Source organism: Thomasclavelia sp. (assembly GCF_047249845.1).
GTDB lineage: Bacteria > Bacillota_I > Bacilli_A > Erysipelotrichales > Coprobacillaceae > Thomasclavelia.
Genome location: NZ_JBKTWO010000001.1, coordinates 1 through 22,921, shown reverse-complemented (window position 1 = coordinate 22,921; position 22,921 = coordinate 1). Strand labels below are relative to the sequence as shown.

Here is a 22,921-nt window from a genome sequence, read left to right as displayed (position 1 = left end):
AGTTGCTTTAGCAACTATTTTGAAATTAAATCTGTAAAATCATTTATACTCAAACGCGATGCTTCTTTTACAACTTGTAAACTTAAATAGTCAAATATTTCAGAAAAATCAAGGCTCATGATATCATCGATTATTTCACACATAGGAATTGCATCTTTTTGCCGCCATTTGCGTTCAAATAAATAATCCTTTATTTGCTGTTCAGTAATATTATGAATATTTTGTTGTTTAAAGTCACGGGCTTTTAATTTAATTAAAAAATTAAGGTCACGTTTATTAAATTTAAAATCGTCAATCGATTCCACATTCAGCCCTCCATTTCAAAGTCACTTACATATTATATGACAAATTTCGTCAGAAAGGAAGTGCTTTATGAAAAGAAAACTAATAAATTCTTTTATCATTCTTTCCGCCAGTTCTGCCATTGCTAAATTATTCAGTATCCTTAATCGAATGATTTTAGCACGTCAATTAAGCAGCGAAGCAATGGCCTTATATATACTAGTTATGCCTACGGTTTCCTTATGTATCACCTTAGGACAACTTGGTATTCCCTCAGCAGTTTTTAGGTTAGTTGCAAACCCAAAATATAATAATAAAAAGATTGTTATATCCGCTTTTACCATCTGCCTTTTTACTTGTGTCATTGTAATGAGTACTTTATTATTTGCTTCAAAATTTATTAGTCATGATTTATTAAAAAATGAAGGCGCTTTTTATCCTTTATTATCCTTAGCGCTATTTATTCCCCTAGTTGGAATCAGTGGTATTATTAAAAACTATTTTCTCGCACGACAAAATGTTTTTCTTGTAGCTAAAGCAGGATTCGTTGAGGAAATAGCTCGTTTAGCTTTTAGTTATTTTATGATTAGAAAATTTTCTTTTTTAGCTGATACTTATTTAGTAAGTTTTGCAACTTTAGCTATGTCTGTTGGTGAGTTAAGTTCAATTATTTATTTATCCACCCGTTTAAAAGATCATAAAATTACCTCTTTTAGTAAACAGAGTATCATTAATAATCTCCAAATAAAAGATATGTTGAATATTGCTATGCCTTTAACTGGTTCTAGATTATATCATTGTGTTGTTTCATTTCTTGAACCAATCACATTGGTATTTGTTTTAACTAAATTCAATTTAAGTGAAAGTACTATTCACCAGCAATATGCAATTATTAGCGGCTATGTAATCTCCTTATTAGTTACTCCTACTTTTTTTAATAATGTTGTCTATCGCCTATTTTTACCTGTTATAACAGATGATGTAGTTTATAAAAAAATATCTGCTGCAAGAAAACATATGTTTTTAGCTTTACTAGGTAGTTTTTTAATTAGTGTTCCTTTTACCCTTATCTTTTATTTTATCCCTGAATTCTGCTTAAAGATCTTATATAATACAACTAGTGGTGCAAATTATCTTAAATATATGGCAATCCCTTTTACCATCTTTTACTTACAAACTCCTCTTAGTGCTCTTTTACAAGCATTAAATAGAAATAAATTAATGTTTATCATTAGTATTATTGAATGTACTACAGAAATAATTTTAGTTTATACATTAAGTCATTATCTAGGTGTCTTTAGTATTGCTGTTAGCTTATTAGCTGGATTATTAATTACTTTAGTTATTAGCGCAGGTGCCTGTTATAAATATTTATTCTATACAAATAATTGATAAAACCCTCTAAAATGAGGGTTTATCTAAGCTTAAATCTTTTATCTTCAATAAACTTCTTTCGAGATGGATTTCCTTCAACTCGATATACTTTTTTTTGTTTTAAATCATAAATTACTGACCAAACAGTATCTTTACCAGTTTTTCGATCATATTGACAAAGAAAACCATATTTTCCTGATAATAAATCAATTACATCATCAAAAGAATTGATTTGTTCATTTGATACTGCTTTTGCTATTGTTTGATAACGTAATTCTCCATTCCAATCATCAATTTCATAGTTATTATATTTTTCCATTTTCTTTGTATGAAATAAATTTGTTGCCCAAACTGTCTTACTATTACTAACAATTTCAGTTTTTTCAGCATTACACTCAATCAGAGCATTATTGCCATTTATATCTGCTAAAATAAAAGTTTGACTTGATGCAATTGGCAAGATCTTAATCAATCCAATAACTTCATTAACTGTCTTACATTTTTCTAAAAATAATCGTAACATCATTCCAGCATTCAACCCAGGTTTTTTTTTAGCTGGATAAACAGATGTTAGTCCAACTGCTAAACCATACTCATTTATTCCATCTTCAATTTCTACACATGCTGTTGTATTGCCATTAAAAGAATAAGAACCATTGCTAAATTGATAAATACAATTAGTGTATAGTTTTTCAATTTCTGTCAAAAAATCACTATTGCGTCCTAATAATATCTCTTTCTGGTTTCTTAATACAAAACAGGAACAATGCACTTCTGGAACAATACAGTACATACTAAAAAGAACTGAACAAATAGATTCAAATGAACATCGTTGACCATCTGCTATTCCTTGTATTTCTTCAACAACTTCAGGAAAAAATTCTTGATAATATGGTAAACACTGTAATGCAAATTCATTTCGTTCCTGTGTTAATTCAAATGGGACATTATCTAAAAATAAATGATTATTTTTAAATAACATTTTCCCCCATTTATACCCAATTTGGTAATGGGTTCCTTTAAATCTTGAATGATACATAATTTTTCGCTCCTTTTTTAAAGAGCTACCGGTAACTCATAAATCAAGCATAAATCAATAAAATTTTATTGTCAATTGATTAATTTAATTAAAAAAATTCTTTTATTTTACTAATAGATAACTAATTAATAGATTAAAAATTTTCATTGATTAATATCTGTATATTCAATCATCTTAATACAAAAAACGCAAGCACGAGCTTACGTTTATATATTCAGAAATTTTTTAATCCCCTCAAATACCTCATCACTTATAATATGTTCAATCTTACAAGCATCATCTTCAGCTATTTCCCTACTAACTTTTGCAGTATTCATTAAAAAATGGGTTAAGATCTTATGTTTTTCATAAATTGAGTTTGCTTTATTTTTTCCTTTACTCGTTAAATCAATATGACCTTTATCATCTACAGTAATATAACCTTCTGTCTTTAAAATCCCAATCCCTCGACTAACACTAGGTTTACTAAAGCCAAGTTGTTTTGCAACATCAATTGAACGAACAAATTCATTTTTATTTTTTAATACTAATATAGTTTCTAAATACATTTCTCCTGACTCTTGCATAAATAACGTCCTCCGTTATTAGTATATCAATAAAATAAAAAAAATAAAACCAGAAGATTCTGGTTTTATTAAATGAACATAAGGAAATAGTGCTATAACGGCTAAATTAATATAAAGATATTTTGGATGTGAATTCCTAATTTGTTCACTTTTATAAATAAATCATTAAATTTGAAGGTTATTTATGATTTATTTGCTACTGATTTGTTATGTATATACGAAGGACAAAACATAACAATAAAGTATAATCTGATAAACTATTTATTAAGATGTTACTTACTCTAAATTATTTTAAAACGGGAATTTAGTATATCTACATGTCAAGAAAAAGGTAAGTTTTGATATATACTAAAGTTTAATTAATATTTGGTAAGATTTGATATAACTATAGTGTAGGTATTAAGATATTAACAGTCAAACTTATTATTTGATTAATTCTTTTATTTTTGTAACATCTTCATTAGTTCCAGCATTTTCTACTTTATAAAGACAAGGAACATTGTATTGTTCAGCAATAACATCACCAGCTTTACAGTATGCTTCTCCATACCCTTGATCGCCACTAACAATGACACCTTTGATATTTTCACCATTACTATCTAGAAATGCTTCTACCTCTGCAGGTACATCTCCATAACCGTCATTATAAGTAATTAAGATATATGGTTCTGTAATAATTTCATTACCTGAACTGATTTCTAAAGCATCAACATCTAATTGATCAATAATACTTTGTACATTTCCTGTTCTTGAGGCATATACTACTTTCATACTTTTCTCCTTTTCTTAGTTAGCCTTAACTAACTGGTTATATGTTAGCACAAACTAACCTACTATGCAATATTTTTATAATATTTTTTAAAATTATTTATTTAATTGATAAAATCCAGATAGCCCAGAATATTTACTTTGTTTACCTAAACGATCTTCAATTCTAATTAATTGATTATATTTAGCAATGCGATCTGTTCTAGAAGCAGAACCTGTTTTGATTTGACCAGCGTTAGTAGCTACAGCAATATCTGCAATAGTCGTATCTTCTGTTTCACCAGAACGATGTGAGATTACTGCTGTATAATTTGCTTTTTGTGCCATTTCAATTGCTTCTAATGTTTCTGTTAAAGTTCCGATTTGATTTACTTTAATTAAAATTGAATTGGCAACATTTTGTTCAATTCCTTGTTTTAAACGTTTTGTATTAGTAACAAAGAAATCGTCACCAACTAATTGTACTTTATCACCTAATTTTTCAGTTAAGTATTTCCATCCTTGCCAATCATCTTGATCTAAGCCATCTTCAATTGAAATAATTGGATACTTTGTACATAATTCATCATAAAAATCAACTAACTCTTTAGAAGTAAATGACTTGTTATTTTCTCCTGGTAATACATATTTACCATCCTGATAAAATTCACTGCTTGCAACATCCATTGCTAATTTAATATCTTCACCTGGTTTATACCCAGCTTTTTCTACTGCTTCTAAAATAGTTTTAATAGCTTCTTCATTAGAAGCTAAATTTGGAGCAAACCCTCCTTCATCCCCAACTGCTGTATTTAATCCTTTTCCTTTTAAAACAGCCTTTAAAGCATGAAATACTTCTGCACCCATTCTAATAGCTTCTTTAAATGTTGGCGCACTAACTGGCATAATCATAAATTCCTGAAAATCCACATTGTTATCTGCATGAGCCCCGCCATTAATGATATTCATCATTGGAGTTGGTAAAACATAACTATTTGCTCCACCAATATAGCGATATAAAGGTAAATCCAGACTAGAAGCAGCACATTTAGCTACTGCTAAAGACACTCCCAAAATTGCATTTGCACCTAACTTACTTTTATTTGGTGTTCCATCTAATGCAATCATCGCTTCATCAATTTCCCTTTGATTCGTTACTTCTTTACCAATTAATTCTTTTGCAATAATTTCATTAACATTTTTTACTGCTTTTATTGTTCCTAAGCCTAAATAACGATTTTTATCACCATCACGTAACTCAACTGCTTCATGGACTCCTGTAGAAGCACCACTTGGTACGATTGCACTAGCAAAAACTCCACATTCTGTAATCACTTCCACCTCTACAGTAGGATTACCACGTGAATCTAGCACCTCACGAGCATATACATTTTTAATTTTACTCATCTATTTTCCTCCTTTGTGATTCTTTAATCTAGGATGACTAATCCTGATTAGAAAGAATCATTCATTCACACAAAGTTAGCTATAACTAACCATATACAAATTAGCACAAACTAACTACATATGCAAGCAAAAAGCAAATAAAATAATTTAATAAATCAATTATTAATTGTCCTTTTCTACAACAAAACTATCTGTAATAAATTACCATATCTATAAAAACACCATACCTAAAATTCATTTTTTTAATTAAATATTTTGTCGAATTTATTGGATAATCGTTGATGTTTCATTGACTTTAATCTTGCTTTATTCTATACTTTACTCAGGTGATTTTAGTTCGCCTTAAATAGTGTGACTAGCTATTTATAATCGAAAACACGAAGGGAGTTAGAAAAAATGATTTATTCACACGAAGTAGAACAAATGTGTAGTGTCGCTCAAGGTGCTTCACATGGATGTGCTCCAATTCCTGAAGAAGGAAAATGGGTATATTCTAAAGAAATTAAAGATATCTCTGGTTTAACTCATGGTATCGGTTGGTGTGCTCCTCAACAAGGTGCTTGTAAATTAACATTAAACGTTAAAGAAGGTATCATTGAAGAAGCATTAATTGAAACTATCGGATGTTCAGGGATGACTCACTCTGCAGCGATGGCTTCAGAAGCATTAGTAGGAAAAACTTTATTAGAAGGTTTAAATACTGACTTAGTTTGCGATGCAATCAATACTGCAATGAGAGAATTATTCTTACAAATCGTTTATGGACGTACTCAATCTGCATTCTCTGAAGGTGGTTTACCTGTTGGAGCTGGATTAGAAGACTTAGGAAAAGGTTTAAGAAGTATGACTGGTACTTCTTATTCAACAAAAGCTAAAGGTCCTCGTTATCTTGAATTAACTGAAGGTTATATTAATAGAATCGCTTTAGATGCTAATAATGAAATTATTGGTTATGAATTTGTTAACTTAGGTAGAATGATGGATATGGTTAAAGCTGGAAAAGATGCTAATGAAGCAATGAAAGAAGCTACTGGAACTTATGGTAGATTCGATGATGCTGCTAAGTACATCGATCCAAGAAAGGAATAATAGGAGGGTACGAAAATGGCATTATTTGAAAGTTATGAAAGAAGAATTGATCAAATTAACGCTGCACTAGCTAAATTTGATATCAAATCAATCGAAGAAGCTAAAGCTATCTGCGATGAAAAAGGAATTGATGTTTACGAAATCGTAAAATCAACTCAACCAATCTGTTTTGAAAATGCTTGTTGGGCATACACTGTCGGTGCTGCAATGGCAATCAAAAATGGAGATGTTAAAGCTGTAGACGCTGCAAAAACAATCGGTGTTGGTTTACAATCATTCTGTATTCCAGGATCAGTTGCTGATGACCGTAAAGTAGGTTTAGGACATGGTAACTTAGGTTCTATGTTATTAGATGAAGGTACTGAATGTTTTGCTTTCTTAGCTGGACATGAATCTTTCGCTGCTGCTGAAGGTGCAATCAAAATTGCTGAAAAAGCTAATAAAGTTAGAACTAAACCATTAAGAGTTATCTTAAACGGTTTAGGAAAAGATGCTGCAAAAATCATCTCAAGAATTAACGGATTCACTTACGTGGAAACTCAATTCGATTATTTTACAGGTGAAGTAAAAGTATTATCTACAACAGCTTACTCTGATGGTCCTCGTGCTAAAGTTAACTGCTATGGTGCTGATGACGTTAGAGAAGGTGTTGCTATCATGCATAAAGAAGGTGTAGATGTATCAATTACTGGTAACTCTACTAACCCTACTCGTTTCCAACATCCAGTTGCTGGAACATATAAAAAAGAATGTATTGAACAAGGTAAAAAATATTTCTCAGTTGCTTCAGGTGGAGGAACTGGACGTACTTTACACCCTGATAATATGGCAGCTGGTCCTGCTTCTTATGGTATGACTGATACTATGGGACGTATGCATTCAGATGCTCAATTTGCTGGTTCTTCATCAGTTCCTGCTCATGTAGAAATGATGGGGTTAATTGGTATGGGTAATAACCCAATGGTTGGTGCTACAGTAGCTGTAGCAGTAGCGATTGAAGAAGCTTGTAAATAATTACAGTTTTACACTAAAACAAGAAAAGTCTTGATTTAATCAGGGCTTTTTTAATTTTTAAGACTTTTTATTTTTGTATTTTTCCTAATGAAACTTGCTGGAACTTTGTGGAATGTCGACAGACTTTTTCGGTTGCACACACGTTGCGCACACGTTGCACACATACGTTGCACACCTCATAACTCGCTGATACTAACACTTTAGCAAATCTGTTGGTGCATTGTTGGTGCGTTTTTATTTTTACTGTATTGAATCAGTTGCACACACGTTGCACACAAATCAGCTACTTTTTTAAATGATTTGAGCTTTGGAAACCTAATAAGATTTGTTAACACTTAAATAGACTTAGAAATTTATTTAGGAAAATGCCAACCGTTTCTATCGAAGAAGCTTGTAAATAATTACTTTTTTATTTTCAAAACAAAGTTTGGTGTTCCTTTTAAACTATAAAAGTTTTTCAGTTACATTCATATATAGTTATCTTTATTAACAAAAAGCAATCTTCATTAAACAATTATTTATTTAGTATTATCAATAAACCCAATAATATTAACTATTTTATTAAATCTTTTACTAATTTCTTCGCCTACAGTACATAATCTTTCTAAAATAGTTAATAAATCCATTGCTGAATCCTTTACTAAAAGTGAGTTAGAAATAAAAGCATATACTTTGTTTGTAGCATTTTGCACAATGTCTTCCAGATGCTCATTATCCGCCTCTAATATATGATCTTCCAAATAATCATCAATAAAATTATTATCTTTAACGATTAAATCATAAAAATCATTCCAATACATTCCAATATATATTAGAAAAATTTTCTTTTAAATTTATAATTTCCGCATATATTTCTTCAAAGAATTCAACATCTGGTTCCTCACAATTACAAGTAATCAAATCGATAATTTGATTAGGCAAATCTGAAAAATTATTTATTATTTTTAAAGAATTTTTCATTATTTGATGTGATATTCTTAGTTCATTAGAATTATAGTAAAAATATTCCTTGCCTCTTGCCCCAGCTAAATCATAAAAACATTGATAAATAATCAGTAATTTGTTTACTAATTTATCTTGTGACGAAATAATTAAAATATTTTACATATAATTAAATATTGTATTTTCAAGATATGATAAAAAATCAGTAACCCTACTAATAAATCCAACTTCAAAATTATTGGCACTTTCATCCGAGAAATTTGATAAACCCATATAACCAATAATATTAGAATCTATCTATACCCACTACAAAAAAATTATTATTACTATTTAATTGGGTCATAAATTAATAAATCTTTCTGGTTAGAAATTTAAGTCATTAATTTCCTCAATAAATATATTATTATATTTTTTATTGGTTTCATAACAATCAATCGTCCTTATCAATAGTATAAGCATTTATTCCAACAAATATAAATAACAAATCTATTATTCTTAATAAATATCAGGTATTTTTACTACCTTTATTTAATGCATTTCAAAATCCAATTTCCATTGATCTAATTTTTCTTCAAGATTTTTTATTGTAGATAAATCATTAATATGATCTTTAAAAATCATGTACTTCTTCATAAGCTAATATTTTTGCATCCCGACACACTGTGCATGCTTCAATAAAATCTATTCTTTGCCTACAAAATCTATACAATATCTCTATCTTTCTCGTAATTAATTAAGAATTTTATTCTATTATTAGATTATGAAGATATCAATAAATCAACTTATAAACTATATACTTTTGATGTATAAGTATTAAATTTTAGTCTATTTCAATTATTAGTTTATAAACTTCTTTCATGTATTTCAATCAAAAATATTTTCAAATACTTTTACAATTTTTAATCCATTAATCATCATTTTGATTAAGATAATCTAGGATTTCAAATTCTTAACTAATAAATCAAGATCATCATCTTCATTAACTCGATAATAATCACATGTATATTCTTTATGACATACCTCAATAAATATAAGCTACATATTTCCATAAGCATCACTATGAAATATGTAGCATTTTTACGCAAAATTGAGTTAACTATATGATCTCTTTCTATTATTATATTTACTATATAAACAAATTACTTTTACTAAATTTTAATTTTAAAAGCATAATTTAAAAAAAGCTGTTTATGCTAATAAAAGGAGGTGAGATTATGAGTAAAAATATAGATATGGGTGAAATGACCTCAAAAGAAATTGGAGATTTGATGTCAAAAACCCCTATTGAACGTGGCAAAGAACTTGCCAAAAAAATATATCCTAATGTAGATTATGGTGATTTACCTTCAGATACCTTAATTAATTTAGGAAAAGAAGCCCTTTCAAACGATGGTATCATAGTAAATAATAAAGACTAACTATTTATATCATTTATTAAAAATAAGCTTACTAAATATAATTTTTAGTGAGTTTTTTATTTTCTAGATAATATTTTTATGTCGACAGTAGTTTTATCGAATGTTATAGTATTAATATATTAAAAGGAAGAACATATATGATAGGATTAGGAACAATTATTAACACATGTGGTGTTTTAATCGGAGGAGTATGTGGGCTATTATTTGGCTCAAAAATAAAACAGCGTTATCAAGATACCTTAATGAATGCAACCGGCATTTGTGTTTTATTTTTAGGAATTATCGGAGCTCTAGAAAAAATATTCACTATTAATAATGAAACTTTAGTAAGCGGTAATACTATGATGATTATAAGCAGTTTAGCAATTGGATCGTTAATAGGAGAGTTTTTAAATATTGAGGCTCATTTTGAGAATTTTGGAGAATGGTTGAAAAGAATAACAAAAAATACTAGCGATAATGCCTTTGTTGATGGTTTTGTGACAACCACACTAACAATTTGTATTGGGGCTATGGCAATTGTAGGAGCATTGCAAGATGGGTTAATTGGTGATACTTCAACTTTAGAAGCTAAAGCTGTATTGGATGCAATCATTGTTTTGGTTATGGCTGCGTCTAAAGGAAAAGGATGTATTTTTGCTGCTATATCACTTTTCATTTTCCAAGGAAGTATAACACTTTTTTCTAGTTTTATTGAACCTGTTATGACACCATTAGCATTTGATAATCTTTCAATAGTTGGTTCTATATTAATATTTTGTGTTGGTATCAATCTGATTTGGGAAAAGAAAATTAAAATTGCTAACCTGTTACCAGCTATTGTTATTTCGGTTATATGTGCATATATTATATAAATCTCAATTCTTTTACACCATTTATAGATGCAATTTTTTAATTGTAAGTTCATAATAATTGTCATGTAAGTATAAAAGTATATATGTTAATGGTAAAGAAAAACGTTTCTTGCCACAACTACCTGGATTAACATATAAAGTTTTTCCTTTATTATAACAAGCTAATTGATGAGAATGCCCATAAATATAAAAATCAACATCTTTTTTTTCACCTAATTCATGAACCATATAAAAAGTATAAGTACCAATTTGAAAATATATTTCTTCATTTAAATCTAAATAATCGTTATTGCCTTTCACTACAAATACTTTTGATATTGATTTTAGTTTATTCAATATTTTTTCATCAATAATATCTCCACCATGTATAATATAATCACAAGTATGAAGTTCATTGATTATTTCTTCTCTCAAACTATTATGTGTATCAGAAATTATTCCTACTTTAATCATTGATATAACATCCCTTCTATACAATTTATATAAATCAACATAATTATTATTCTCCAATTATTTCATTCTTTTATATTTTATCCTAAAAATATTATAATATCTTTTACACTAATTAAACAATCATATAAAATTATATTAAAAACATAAGATATTTAACAGATAATAAATTGAATATCTGATATATTAATATATTCATGAAAAATTGTCTTAAAATAAAAAAAGAAGTAGTTTAATATTGCATTATTATAAAAAACCGATTACAATATATTTGAAAACGTTTACTTTTTTGCTTGGGAGTAAATGTTTTTATTATGAAAGCTAACTATAATAAAGTTATTTAATTAACTTAAAATTCATAGTAAGTTTTTGTAGTTAACCGCTGAGAACTTTGAAAAGTGAATTTATGTACATAAAAATATCTTATATTTATTCTAAATACATATTTTGCATTAATTATAAGCTTTTATTTAAAACACTAATATCAAAGATATTAATGTTTTAGGATACAAACTAATGCTTCTTTTTTCTACATCATGTAACTGCTCCTCAACTAATTTTGTAGTAAAAATAAATACTAACCATATAAAATAACAAATATTTATACGATTAGAATTTCTGAAGTTTATTAGTACTTGTATCAGCTATATAACTTAATACATTACTATAATAGTTTTTTAAATGATATAAATATTAAAATACTTCATTTTAAATACAATTTATAAATGATCATTATAACAAATTAATTAACTATTTTATATAACACAAGCAGTCATAAGAGTATTATTTTTAGTTTTGTATATTTCAACTACTTAATATAAATATGCTAAATCAAAGTAATAGATAATCTAATGAAAAAGATAAATTTATAGTAGTCGTTGATTTTTAAATCTTTTCTGAACAATTAATACTCTGGATATAAATCAATTGTACATAAAACTTTTCAATTCAAAAACAAATGTAAAGAAAGGAAAAGGTATATTACCAATGACTATTAAATAGATCATTTATAATATACCAGAAGGAAAACATGAAAAAAACAATGAACAAATTATTAAAATTTGTACTTGTTTTAGTTATGGCTTTTGCACAGTTACAACTTGTTTCCATTAATGCTGCTGAAAGTGATAACTTAGCACTCAACAAACCTGTTGAATATTCAGGAGTAGAAGGTGGAAAACCAGATGGAAGTAACTGGAAATACCCTCAATTTGTTGGGGAAAAAGCTGTTGATGGTGATACAAGTACTCGTTGGTCTGCTGATAAAACAGATAGCCAGTGGTTAATTGTCGATCTAGGTAAAGAATACAACTTAGATAAAATTAAAATTGATTTTCATGCTGAATCACCAGAGTATGAAATTCAAATTGCTAGAGAAGATAAACAATTTGAAGCAATTGCTTCTGTAACTGATGGAAGCCAAGGCAATACAGTTACAAAAACATTTGATGCCTTAGGGCAAAGTGCACGATATGTAAAATATCAACAAAATAAAATGTGGAAACATTCAAGTAATGGTCAATATTATGGAAGTAGTATAATTGATTTAAGTGTGACTGAAAAAGTAGCGATTGATACAAAAGATGATACAATTAGAATTGGATCATTCAATATTGCTGCTAATAAAAAACCTGATGTTAATGCATTACGTGCATTAACAGAAGAATATAAATTAGAAGTCGTAGGTTTACAAGAAGTGGATGTTTTTACAGGTCGTAATAACTATGATATGTTAACAACATTTGCTGGTGAAACATATCCATCTACATATTTTTCAAAAGCCATCGATCATGATGGTGGTGAATATGGAATTGGTACTGCTTCAAAATATTTATTAGAAGAAAGTAAAACAGTACAAGTTGATTCTACCAGAGCAGATGAACAACGTGTATATCAACGTTCTCTACTTACAAAAGGTGGACGAACTATTGCTTTCTATAATACTCATTTAAGCTGGGAATCATGGTCTATTCGTAGCAAACAATTTGAAGAATTAAAAACTGCTCTTCAAAATGAAACTGCTGAATATATTATTGTAACTGGGGATTTTAACGCTGATCAACAACATTCAGAATTTAATACATTTTTAGAAGAAGTTGATATGGTTAATGGATATCAAGGTAAATGGCATGATACTTTTAATGGTGTAGATGCAACTATGAAAGTTAATAGTGTTGATAATATCCTTCTTTCTAGAAACTTAGAAATTGAAGATATAACAATGGTAGAAACAAATTTATCTGATCATAATCTATTAACTGCAGAATTAAAGTTTTTAGATGAAAAAAGAGTATCTAACGAATGGTTACGAGCAACTCTAGAAGAAGCAGAAAGTTATGACTCAAAAGCATATACAAAAGAAAGCTTTGCAGCATTACAAAGTGTTATTACTAAAGCAAAAGAAGTATTTGAAGCAGATGTCACTCAAGCAGAAGTGAATAAAACTGTACAAAATCTAAAAGATGCTATAGCGTCTTTAGAAGTTTATAATTTAGCATTAAATGCTAAAGTTACTGTTTCTGGAACAGAAGTTAACGATGGACGCTTTACAGGTCCAATGGCAGTTGATGGAATTATCTCTAAAGATTCTCGCTGGTCTGCTGAAAAGATTGATGAACAGTGGCTTTTAGTTGATTTAGGTGATGTATATGATATTAGTGAAGTGATGATCTACTTTGAATCAGAATGTCCTGACTATGAAGTACAAGTATCAATAGATGGTGAAACATTTACAACTGTTTATAAAGATGAAGATGCTAGTCAAGGAGATACTGTTACAAAACAAATCTCATTTGAAAAACAGCCTGCTCGTTATGTAAAGTATGTCCAACATCAAAGATGGCAGCACACTAACGGAAATAAATACAGTACAAGTATTTATGAATTTGAAGTTTATCGAGAATTTAACATTGAAACAGTTAAGATCAATAATGTAAATGATGTGATTTCTATTGGTGAAACATTCAAATTAAATACAACAATTACACCAGATAATGCCAAACATAAACCATTAATTTATACAAGTAGTAATGATCAGGTTATTAGTATTAACGAAAATGGTTTAGTGACAGCTTTATCTGAAGGAACTGCAACATTAACAGTTGCATCTAAAGATAATCCTGATATTAAAGATGAAGTAACAATTAGAGTTGTTAATGGTGATATTAAAGTATTAGAATTCCGTTTTGATGCTTCTGAAATCACTTTAACACCTCGAGATGTTCGTTTCCTTGAATATACAGTTTACCCTACCAATGCAGTCAACCCTGATTTAGAAGTCAAATGGTCAAGCAGTAATGAAAATGTTGCAACTGTAGATCAAAACGGTAAAGTAACTTGCCAGGGTATTGGCGAAACTGTTATCACAGTAACAAGCGTAGAAGATGAAAATGTAAAAGGACAAATAACAATTAAAGTTACTAACCCTAACTATAACAGCCAATACGATTTAATGCATGATCGCTGGTTACGTCGTGTAATTGGTGAAGATCTTGATTTAAATGATAAAAATATTGCTGCATATGTCAATAATATTGATAAAGAAGGTCAAGAATTATGGGCAACATTAAATAAAAATGCAGATCGTACAACTCTATGGACTAAATTAGAAAGTGATACAGTTTCTGCTGATTACACAACACAAATTACTAAAATCAAAAAATTAGCTTTAGCATTTGGCGTTGAGGGAACATCATTATATCAAAACCCTGAATTATTAAATGATATCTTAAACGCAATCGAATTTATGGTCATTAATAAAAAATATAATGGTTCTTATTCAACTGGAAACTGGTGGGATTGGCAAATTGGATGTACACAACCATTAGTAGATATTTTAATGATTGTTTCTGACTTTAGTGATGATCCTATTATTGCAACAGCAATCAAAAGTATTGAAGGATATGCAAAAAAACCATCTATCCAATGGCCAAGTTATACAGCCACAGGAGCAAATCGTACAGATATCGGACTTTCAGTATTAGGAAGTGCAATACTTGCTAAAAGTGATGAAAGAATGAATCTAGTAAAAAATGAAGTTCCTGATGTTATGAAATTAGTAACTTCAGGTGATGGATTATATAAAGATGGTTCTGTTATTCAACATACAAAACATGCTTATACAGGAAGTTATGGAAATGAATTATTAAAAGGTGTTGGTAAAATAACATCTATTATTTCTGGAACTGATTTTGAAATTGTTGATCCACGTATTCAAAATGTTTACGAAACAGTATTAAATGGTTATATTCCTTTAATGCATAAAGGACAAATGATGTCAATGGTTAATGGTCGTAGTATTTCAAGAGCCCCAGGCACAAATCCATTTACAACTGAATTTGCTGCTGGTTCTGAAACAATTTCTAATATCATGCTTTTAGCAGATGGTGCAGGAGACAAATACGAATCATTATTTAAACAAGCAGTAAAATATTGGCTAGAACAAAGTCAAGATTATTATGATTTCTTTACTAATGCAAGAGATTTTGATGCCCTATTAGGTGCAAAAGAAATTATGGACAATGATAAAATCAAAGCAGTTTCATATACTGGTATGAAAGTATATGGATCTATGGATCGTGTTGTTCAAGCTAACAAAGATTATACAGCTGGATTAAGCATGTATTCTTCACGTATTTATAATTATGAATTTGGAAATACAGAAAACAAAAAAGGATGGCATACAGGTTCTGGAGTATTATATATTTACAACAATGATTTAGAACAATATGGTGAGGGATATTGGCCAACAGTAGACCCATATCGTTTACCCGGAACAACAGTTGATACAAGAAAATTAGCTGATGGTGCTGGTTATAACAAACTTTCTCCACAATCTTGGGTTGGTGGTACAACTAATGGTGAAAACGGTACTGCTGCAATGTATTATAATGCATCTAATTTAGGATTAGGAATGGATTTAAAAGCAGAAAAATCTTGGTTCTTCTTAGATGGAAAAATTGTTAATCTTGGTGCCAATATTACTGGAACATCAACTGCTTCTATTGAAACAACAATCGAAAATAGAATGATGACAAGTGAAGCTAATAAGATTTCTATCAATGGTCAAGTTTGGGATAAAGATAAAGAAAGTTTAACTTTATCTAATGGTGATTATGTTCATTTTACTGGTACAGGTGAAGGAAATGATCTAGGTTATTACTTCATTCAAGATGCCAATGTAGATATCACAAAAGAAACAAGAACTGGCAGATATGAAGATATTAACAGTTATTTTGTTAATGATGAAACTTATGAAAAAACATACTTCAAAATGGGTATAAATCATGGGAAAACAGCTGATGGTGATAGCTATCAATATATTATTTTACCAGGCGTTAGCGAAAAAGAATTGGCAGAGTTTGCTGCAAATAATACAATTCAAGTTGTCCAAAATGATGCAGATGTTCAAGCAATTAAAGAAACAAGCAGCGGAATCTTTGCAATGAATGTTTGGTCAATGGACCCTGTCACTGTTAATGGAATTACTGTTGAAGGAACAGATGCTAGTGCTGGAAATTCAGCATCAGTATTTACTCAAATAAAAGATGGTGTCATGACAATCAATGTAAGCGACCCAAAACAAAAAAATGTTCCATTAAAAATCACTTTAGAGCATGGATATGTAAATGTATTAGATAAAGATGATACTGTAACTGTTAACGAAGATGGAAGCTTTACAATCAATACAGCAAAAAGTGCTGGTGCAACTCATACAATTGTTGTGAAATTAAATGTTCAAAATAAAACAGCATTACAAGCAGCAGTAGATACTGCAAATGCAGTAAGTCAAGAGACACTAGATAAATTAATCCCTGTAGTAGTAACAGAATTCAAAGCTGCATTACAAGAAGCTAACGAAATCCTAGCTAATCCTAATGCTGATCAAGCAACAGTTGATGCTTCATTTAACCGTCTATCAAGAGTAATTCATATGCTTGAATTCTTTAAAGGTGATAAAACTGAATTAAAAGCGTTAATTGATTCTACAGCTGAATATGAAAAAGAAAACTATACTGCTGAATCATGGTCTGTATTTAGTGAAGCACTAAATGAAGCAAATATAGTATTCAATGATGAAAATGCATTAGAATATGAAGTAGTAGATGCATTAAATAATCTAAAAGATGCTATTGCTAATCTAGAAGTAGTAAAAGTGGTAGATAAATCATTACTACAAGCATTATATGAAAAAGCAGCTGGATTAGATAAGACTAAGTATACTGAAGCAACAATTGCTAATCTTGATGAAGCAATGTTAAAAGCAAAAACAGTATTAGACAATGAAAAAGCAACACAGCAAGAAGTAGATAATGCATATATAGAATTATTAAAAGCATACTTAGACTTAAGATTAATTCCAAATAAAGATTTATTAAAAGATTTAATCAATCAAGCAAATAGATTAAATAAAGCAAGCTATACAGTAGAAACATGGAAAGAATTTGCAAATATACTAAACGAAGCAAATAAAGTACTAAATGATCCAAAAGCAAGTGAAGAAGAAATAAAAAATGCTGAAAACGCCTTAACAAAAGCAATGGATAAATTAGTATTGAAATCAGGAGATACTGGAGTAACAGGATCAGTAAATACTGGTGATGATACAAATATAGCAGTTTTATCAATTTCTATAATGATGTTAAGCGCTAGTGTATATTTTCTTTCAAAAAAAATGAAAATTAGAGCTAAATAATTTTGTATAACTTGTGATAAACAAGTTTTGGATTATAACTCTATAAGATTAAAACGATAAGATGTTTAAATATCTTATCGTTTTTAATATAATAAAATGCAATTACTAATATGAAATTTTATTGATTTACTAATTTATGATTACTAAAACTTGTATCCTAGATTCTGTAATATATAAATATAAAAAAACAGGCAATCCTGTTTTTTACAATGACATACTTTTTTTATTAAATACCAATAATCCTAGAATAAAACAAATAATCGCTACAACGCTTAACACTCCCAACATTATATAACCTTGACTATTACCTGAAATTAGTTTAGAAGGATCAAATAAAGTTAATAAGGTTGCATATTTAAGACCCTCCATACTCCCTTGCATATTAGATAACATCTGAATCATAATAAAAATAATCGGAATACCTGAACCAAATAATGTAGCTAAACGATATTCATTAAAAATACAAGAGCACATATAACATATTCCTGATAGTGTAAGTTGTAAAATTAACATACCAATATTGATAGTTATATATGCGCTAATATCTAATTCACCAGGAAACATTATTTCACTTGAAATAATTCCTAATATCGTACAATAACTGATTAAAACCAACATATTTGTAATAATCACAGTCATTTGTGTAAACCATACCGATCTACGCTCAACTCCACTACTAAGCAAATAACTCATGACACCATTATCTACTTTTTTAACCATTAATCGCAATGATAATAAAATCCCAAAAATTAATGGAAAAACAATCATAATTAATCCATATAAATATGTGGAGAGGAAATCAATTAAATTCGTTGGAGTCCCATTCATCCCTACCATGGCCATTATTTCAGGCATGCTTTTAGCAAAAGTTTCTAAGGCTGTTCCTAACTTAGGATCATACATTGCTAACATAATAGTTGTATACATAGTTAAAATTAAACAAAATATAATTAAGATCTTATAATTTGATCTCCATTCTAATTTAAACAGAGCATTGTTAAACATGGTGATTTCCTCCATAGAATTGCATAAAAATTTCTTCTAGACTTTGATGAGCTATATCTAAACTAATAATATCATATTTTTCTAAACTACTTATTAGCTCATTAATTTCATTTTTTATAATTACTTCAACAACATTACCTTTCGTTTTTCTAAAAGAAAAATTTTCATTTTTAAATTTATTAACATCATCAGGATATTTAAATGTTACAATATAAATTTTCTGTTTTGATTTTTGTAAAGTATTAATGTCATCAATACTAACCATTTTCCCTTGTCTAATAATCCCTACTCGATCACAGGTTTTTTCTACTTCTTCAAACATATGTGACGACATCAAAATTGTTTTACCACGCTTCTTTTCTTCAAGTATTAAATCCACAAATGCACTTTGCATCAAAGGATCAAGCCCACTAGTTGGTTCATCTAAAATCAAAACATCGGGATCATGCATAAACGCCACAACTAATCCTATTTTTTGTTTCATTCCCTTAGACATTTTTTTAATCTTTCCACGAGGATCAAGATCAAATCTTTCAATTAATTCTTCAGCCCGACCAAGATCTTTCATACCTCTATATTCAGCCATAAATTTAATAAACTGCATTCCTGTAACATCTTCCATTAAATTTATTTCTCCAGGAATATATCCAATATTCTTTTGAATTTTTGCAATCTTTTTACTACAATCTAGACCTTCGATTAAACAAGTATTAACTGGAGGAATAATAAACCCTAAAAGATGTCGAATCGTAGTAGTCTTTCCAGCACCATTAGGTCCTAAAAAACCAAATACTTCACCTTTTTCAATTTTAAACCTAACATTAAATATACCTTTATTATTTCCATAATCTTTAGTTAAACCCTTAATTTCAACTACACTCATAAATATTCCTCCCGATAGAAATTTTCTTTAATCAAATCTAAATATCTAAAATACTCATTTTGAACTTCTTCTATATCTATATTCTCCAAATCTTTATATGCCTCCATATACCCTTGAGACATCCAATAAATAATTTTCCAAACCTCTTCTGGATCTATATTTTCCTTAAATTTACTTGTATCACATCGACTAATTAAATCATACGACGCCATTACCTCATTATATAATTGTTCGTAATTAGAACCAACTAGTTCTTTACGACTTAGATAGTACCGTAATGAAAATCCATAAATATAAGGATATTTAGATATCATTTCCATCTTTGATAAGACAGCTAATTTAATTGCTTCAAAAAAATCTTTTCCATCAATTATATCTTTTTTTTCAAACATAGTTATCACTAAATCAGCACTATATTCAGCTAAATATTTATATAATTCTAATTTATTATGAAAATAGTAAAATAATAACCCCTTAGATATTCCTGCTTTTGCTGCAATATCATCAGTTAACGCATGCTTATAATCATTTTTACTAAAAACTTCTAATCCTGCATTAATAATCATTAAACGTTTCTCTTCACTTAGTTCAAAGAATTTTTGATTCATTTTATCACTCCTTTGACTGACTTGATTAGTTAAATTATAACAAATTGACTCATTTCAACAACCCCCTATCCTCATATTTTGCTTTTAATATTGTACTCTTTAACAAGTCTTACGAATACAAAGAAATAATAACCCTTATCATAAAATAACCTTTAATTAAAAATACAAAATCATTATCAGCTATATATCTTTATAGTTAGCCAATTCTTTTGAAACATCTAATAAGTTTGTTTCTAAATTATTATAAAATATTAAAAAAATAAATAGAGAATCATCTCTATTATTTTTTTCTATTAACAATCTCATAACTCTCATCTAATAGTTCTATTACACTACTTAATTCAATTGTGCTATCAAGTAAAATGCTTATCCAATATTTTTTATTCATATGATAAGCTGGAAAATAATGTTTAAAATCAATTAAATCTTTAATTTTCTCAGGAGTATTTTTAACATTCAAGACATCTATTTTCCCTTCTTTTTCAATTTTTAAATATTTATAAGGAATCTTCATAATTAAACCAAACCATTTATCAGTCTGTGTTTTTAAAGTAACAGATGTAGGATCTTTTTTCCAAGGATATTCAGGTATAGTACTATATTTCTTTTGTAAATATATCAGTAGTTCCTCTCTTATATTAATAAAATTAAAACAATTTTTTATAACATCTTTAATTAACCATTCTACCTCTTTTTTAATTCTTACATTATAACCACCAATAGCACTTTTAATATAAAATGGTAAATATTCTTCATCATTAGCATCAAATACTCTAACATCAAATATATCATTTGTAATAATAAATTTTACATAAAAATTATAATTTTCTAAATTTTTTTTAAATAATATTTTCCTGTTATTTTAGTAAAACCATAATCACTCAAAGCACTCTCATTAATATAATAATTATCAAATATATTTTCAATTTTCATTACTAAAACTCTCCATAATCTATTTAAAAACAAAAAATTTTTAAAATATTTCTCTATACATTGCTTATATCTTATCATAATCATTAAAATATCAGCAATAAATAATTTGGATATTATATATTATAATTTTAATTTCTATAAACTAAAAAAATAAGAATCAGTAAAATATATTAACTGACTCCTACCTTTCTATGCTAAATAAAATTATTTTATTTTTCAAAATGCACTGCAACTTCCTGTAACCCTTCAATAATATTCAAGTGTTGTGGACAAACTTTTTCACATTGACCACAACTTATACACTCACTTGCTTTACCAAATGTTTTAGTTAAATTATCATAATATTCACCCTGAGGTGTCCACCCCTTTTCTTCAACCTCCTGTAAATCTGCATTATATAAAGAAAAGTATTTCGGAATATTAATATTCATAGGACAACCATCAATGCAATATGAACAAGCTGTACAAGGAATCCTAATAGTTGAATTAATAGCAGTAACAGCTTGTTCAATCAGTTTGTATTCTTCATCATTTAATATTTTAAGATTATCCATATAACTAGTATTATCTAACAACTGTTCCATATTAGACATTCCACTTAATACCATCATGACATTATCTAAGCTAGCTGTAAAACGTATTGCCCATGATGAAATAGACATTTGTGGGGCATAATCTTTAAATTTTTTTTCTATCTCTTTTGGAACATTTGCTAATGTTCCGCCTTTTACAGGTTCCATTACAATAACTGGTTTATGATGTTTAGTTGCTATTTCATAACATTTACGGGATTGTACTCCTTCACTATTCCAATCTAAATAATTGATTTGTAACTGTACTATTTCAAATTCAGGATGTTCTGTTAAAACCTTATCTAGTAACTCTGGTCCATCATGAAAAGAAAAACCTATTGTTTTTACTAATCCCTGTTTTTTCTTTTCTATTATCCAATTAAAACAATCCAATTTCTCATATGTCTCAATACTATGAGTATTGATATCATGTAATAGATAATAGTCAAAAAATTCTACTCCTGTTTTCTTTAACTGTTCATTAAAAATACGATCACGATCTTCTTTGGTTTCAATAAAACCAGCATGAAGCTTTGTGGTTAGTGTAAAACTATCACGAGGATGACGTTCTACCAAAGCCTCTCTAGTAGCATTTTCACTTGCAAAGCCGCAGTACATCCAAGCTGTATCAAAATAAGTGAAACCTCTTTCTAAAAAAGTATCTACCATCTTTTTTGTTTGTTCAATATCGATTTTTGCTGGATCATCAGGATCCAATGAAGGTAATCGCATTAACCCAAAACCTAATTTTTTATTATTCATATCTGCCCTTCCTTTCATAATAATTATAATACTTAAAGTATACTCCAAGGCAAGTTTTTTTGAATTATTTATTAAAAAATTATTATTTATAACAATCTCTTCTAAATAAATATCTAACATTTATAATTACACTTCCATTCTAGATAAACATAATATACTTTTTATCTAAATATTAATTTATTTAATATATTAGATATAGTTTTTTTCTATAATAAAGCTATATTTTTAAATATTTTACATATATATGTGCTCTACCTATAATATTTTTATATTATAAGTTAA

At 28.4% G+C, this 22,921-nt stretch carries 19 protein-coding genes; 6 read left to right on the top strand and 13 right to left on the bottom strand.

Annotated elements, in window-relative coordinates; all coding sequences use genetic code 11:
- Positions 1–14: 14 nt before the first annotated feature.
- A complete protein-coding gene (locus tag ACLR9T_RS00095; RefSeq protein WP_413107494.1) occupies positions 15–305 on the bottom strand; it encodes a post-transcriptional regulator in 291 nt (96 codons plus the stop codon).
- Between the two features lie 67 nt (positions 306–372).
- Here ACLR9T_RS00095 and ACLR9T_RS00090 point away from each other — a divergent pair, with 67 nt between their 5' ends.
- Positions 373–1,674: an oligosaccharide flippase family protein gene (locus ACLR9T_RS00090; RefSeq protein WP_413107493.1), complete on the top strand. Its 1,302-nt coding sequence runs from the start codon at positions 373–375 to the stop codon at positions 1,672–1,674.
- 22 nt (positions 1,675–1,696) lie between these two features.
- Here ACLR9T_RS00090 and ACLR9T_RS00085 read toward each other — a convergent pair whose 3' ends face one another.
- From ACLR9T_RS00085 to eno, 4 genes are all read right to left on the bottom strand, one after another.
- The gene (locus ACLR9T_RS00085) at positions 1,697–2,695 is read right to left on the bottom strand and encodes a C45 family autoproteolytic acyltransferase/hydolase (protein WP_413107492.1); all 999 of its coding nucleotides are present in this window, start codon (positions 2,693–2,695) and stop codon (positions 1,697–1,699) included.
- A 206-nt stretch (positions 2,696–2,901) separates the two neighbouring features.
- A complete protein-coding gene (locus ACLR9T_RS00080) occupies positions 2,902–3,261 on the bottom strand; it encodes a metal-dependent transcriptional regulator (protein WP_413107491.1) in 360 nt (119 codons plus the stop codon).
- 423 nt (positions 3,262–3,684) lie between these two features.
- Positions 3,685–4,032: a class Ib ribonucleoside-diphosphate reductase assembly flavoprotein NrdI gene (gene nrdI, locus ACLR9T_RS00075; protein ID WP_413107490.1), complete on the bottom strand. Its 348-nt coding sequence runs from the start codon at positions 4,030–4,032 to the stop codon at positions 3,685–3,687.
- A 93-nt stretch (positions 4,033–4,125) separates the two neighbouring features.
- Positions 4,126–5,415 carry a phosphopyruvate hydratase gene (eno, locus tag ACLR9T_RS00070; protein ID WP_413107489.1) on the bottom strand — a complete coding sequence of 430 codons (1,290 nt, stop codon included), beginning with the start codon at positions 5,413–5,415 and terminating at the stop codon, positions 4,126–4,128.
- Positions 5,416–5,811: 396 nt separating this feature from the next.
- Here eno and ACLR9T_RS00065 point away from each other — a divergent pair, with 396 nt between their 5' ends.
- Together ACLR9T_RS00065 and ACLR9T_RS00060 are read left to right on the top strand one after the other, a co-directional pair.
- Positions 5,812–6,504, top strand: coding sequence for an iron-sulfur cluster assembly scaffold protein (locus ACLR9T_RS00065; protein ID WP_003537578.1), 693 nt, complete (start codon positions 5,812–5,814; stop codon positions 6,502–6,504).
- A 15-nt stretch (positions 6,505–6,519) separates the two neighbouring features.
- Positions 6,520–7,518 carry a GGGtGRT protein gene (locus tag ACLR9T_RS00060; RefSeq protein ID WP_003537576.1) on the top strand — a complete coding sequence of 333 codons (999 nt, stop codon included), beginning with the start codon at positions 6,520–6,522 and terminating at the stop codon, positions 7,516–7,518.
- Between the two features lie 518 nt (positions 7,519–8,036).
- Here ACLR9T_RS00060 and ACLR9T_RS00055 read toward each other — a convergent pair.
- Positions 8,037–8,318, bottom strand: a complete 282-nt coding sequence (locus ACLR9T_RS00055; protein ID WP_413107488.1) for a hypothetical protein — start codon at positions 8,316–8,318, stop codon at positions 8,037–8,039.
- Positions 8,305–8,478, bottom strand: a complete 174-nt coding sequence (locus tag ACLR9T_RS00050) for a hypothetical protein (protein ID WP_413107487.1) — start codon at positions 8,476–8,478, stop codon at positions 8,305–8,307. Before ACLR9T_RS00050 ends, ACLR9T_RS00055 begins: the two co-directional genes overlap by 14 nt.
- Positions 8,479–9,674: 1,196 nt before the next feature.
- Between ACLR9T_RS00050 and ACLR9T_RS00045 the strand changes: the two genes are divergently transcribed.
- Together ACLR9T_RS00045 and ACLR9T_RS00040 are read left to right on the top strand one after the other, a co-directional pair.
- Entirely contained in the window at positions 9,675–9,878 is a 204-nt protein-coding gene (locus ACLR9T_RS00045; RefSeq protein ID WP_413107486.1) for a hypothetical protein, read from the top strand.
- A 137-nt stretch (positions 9,879–10,015) separates the two neighbouring features.
- The gene (locus tag ACLR9T_RS00040; RefSeq protein ID WP_413107485.1) at positions 10,016–10,732 is read left to right on the top strand and encodes a DUF554 domain-containing protein; all 717 of its coding nucleotides are present in this window, start codon (positions 10,016–10,018) and stop codon (positions 10,730–10,732) included.
- 21 nt (positions 10,733–10,753) lie between these two features.
- On the opposite strand, the gene ACLR9T_RS00035 is transcribed toward ACLR9T_RS00040, so the two are convergent.
- Positions 10,754–11,185: a metallophosphoesterase family protein gene (locus ACLR9T_RS00035; protein WP_413107484.1), complete on the bottom strand. Its 432-nt coding sequence runs from the start codon at positions 11,183–11,185 to the stop codon at positions 10,754–10,756.
- A gap of 1,027 nt (positions 11,186–12,212) precedes the next feature.
- Here ACLR9T_RS00035 and ACLR9T_RS00030 point away from each other — a divergent pair.
- Positions 12,213–17,876, top strand: coding sequence for a polysaccharide lyase family 8 super-sandwich domain-containing protein (locus ACLR9T_RS00030; protein WP_413107483.1), 5,664 nt, complete (start codon positions 12,213–12,215; stop codon positions 17,874–17,876).
- Positions 17,877–18,080: 204 nt separating this feature from the next.
- Here ACLR9T_RS00030 and ACLR9T_RS00025 read toward each other — a convergent pair whose 3' ends face one another.
- From ACLR9T_RS00025 to ACLR9T_RS00005, 5 genes are all read right to left on the bottom strand, one after another.
- Entirely contained in the window at positions 18,081–18,881 is an 801-nt protein-coding gene (locus ACLR9T_RS00025) for a hypothetical protein (protein WP_413107482.1), read from the bottom strand.
- Entirely contained in the window at positions 18,874–19,764 is an 891-nt protein-coding gene (locus tag ACLR9T_RS00020) for an ABC transporter ATP-binding protein (RefSeq protein ID WP_413107481.1), read from the bottom strand. Before ACLR9T_RS00020 ends, ACLR9T_RS00025 begins: the two co-directional genes overlap by 8 nt.
- Positions 19,761–20,372, bottom strand: coding sequence for a TetR/AcrR family transcriptional regulator (locus tag ACLR9T_RS00015; RefSeq protein WP_413107480.1), 612 nt, complete (start codon positions 20,370–20,372; stop codon positions 19,761–19,763). Before ACLR9T_RS00015 ends, ACLR9T_RS00020 begins: the two co-directional genes overlap by 4 nt.
- 280 nt (positions 20,373–20,652) lie before the next feature.
- Positions 20,653–20,964 (bottom strand): MmcQ/YjbR family DNA-binding protein, encoded by a 312-nt coding sequence (locus ACLR9T_RS00010; protein WP_413107574.1) that lies wholly within the window; start codon positions 20,962–20,964, stop codon positions 20,653–20,655.
- A 550-nt stretch (positions 20,965–21,514) separates the two neighbouring features.
- The gene (locus ACLR9T_RS00005) at positions 21,515–22,639 is read right to left on the bottom strand and encodes an aldo/keto reductase (RefSeq protein ID WP_413107479.1); all 1,125 of its coding nucleotides are present in this window, start codon (positions 22,637–22,639) and stop codon (positions 21,515–21,517) included.
- Positions 22,640–22,921: the final 282 nt, after the last annotated feature.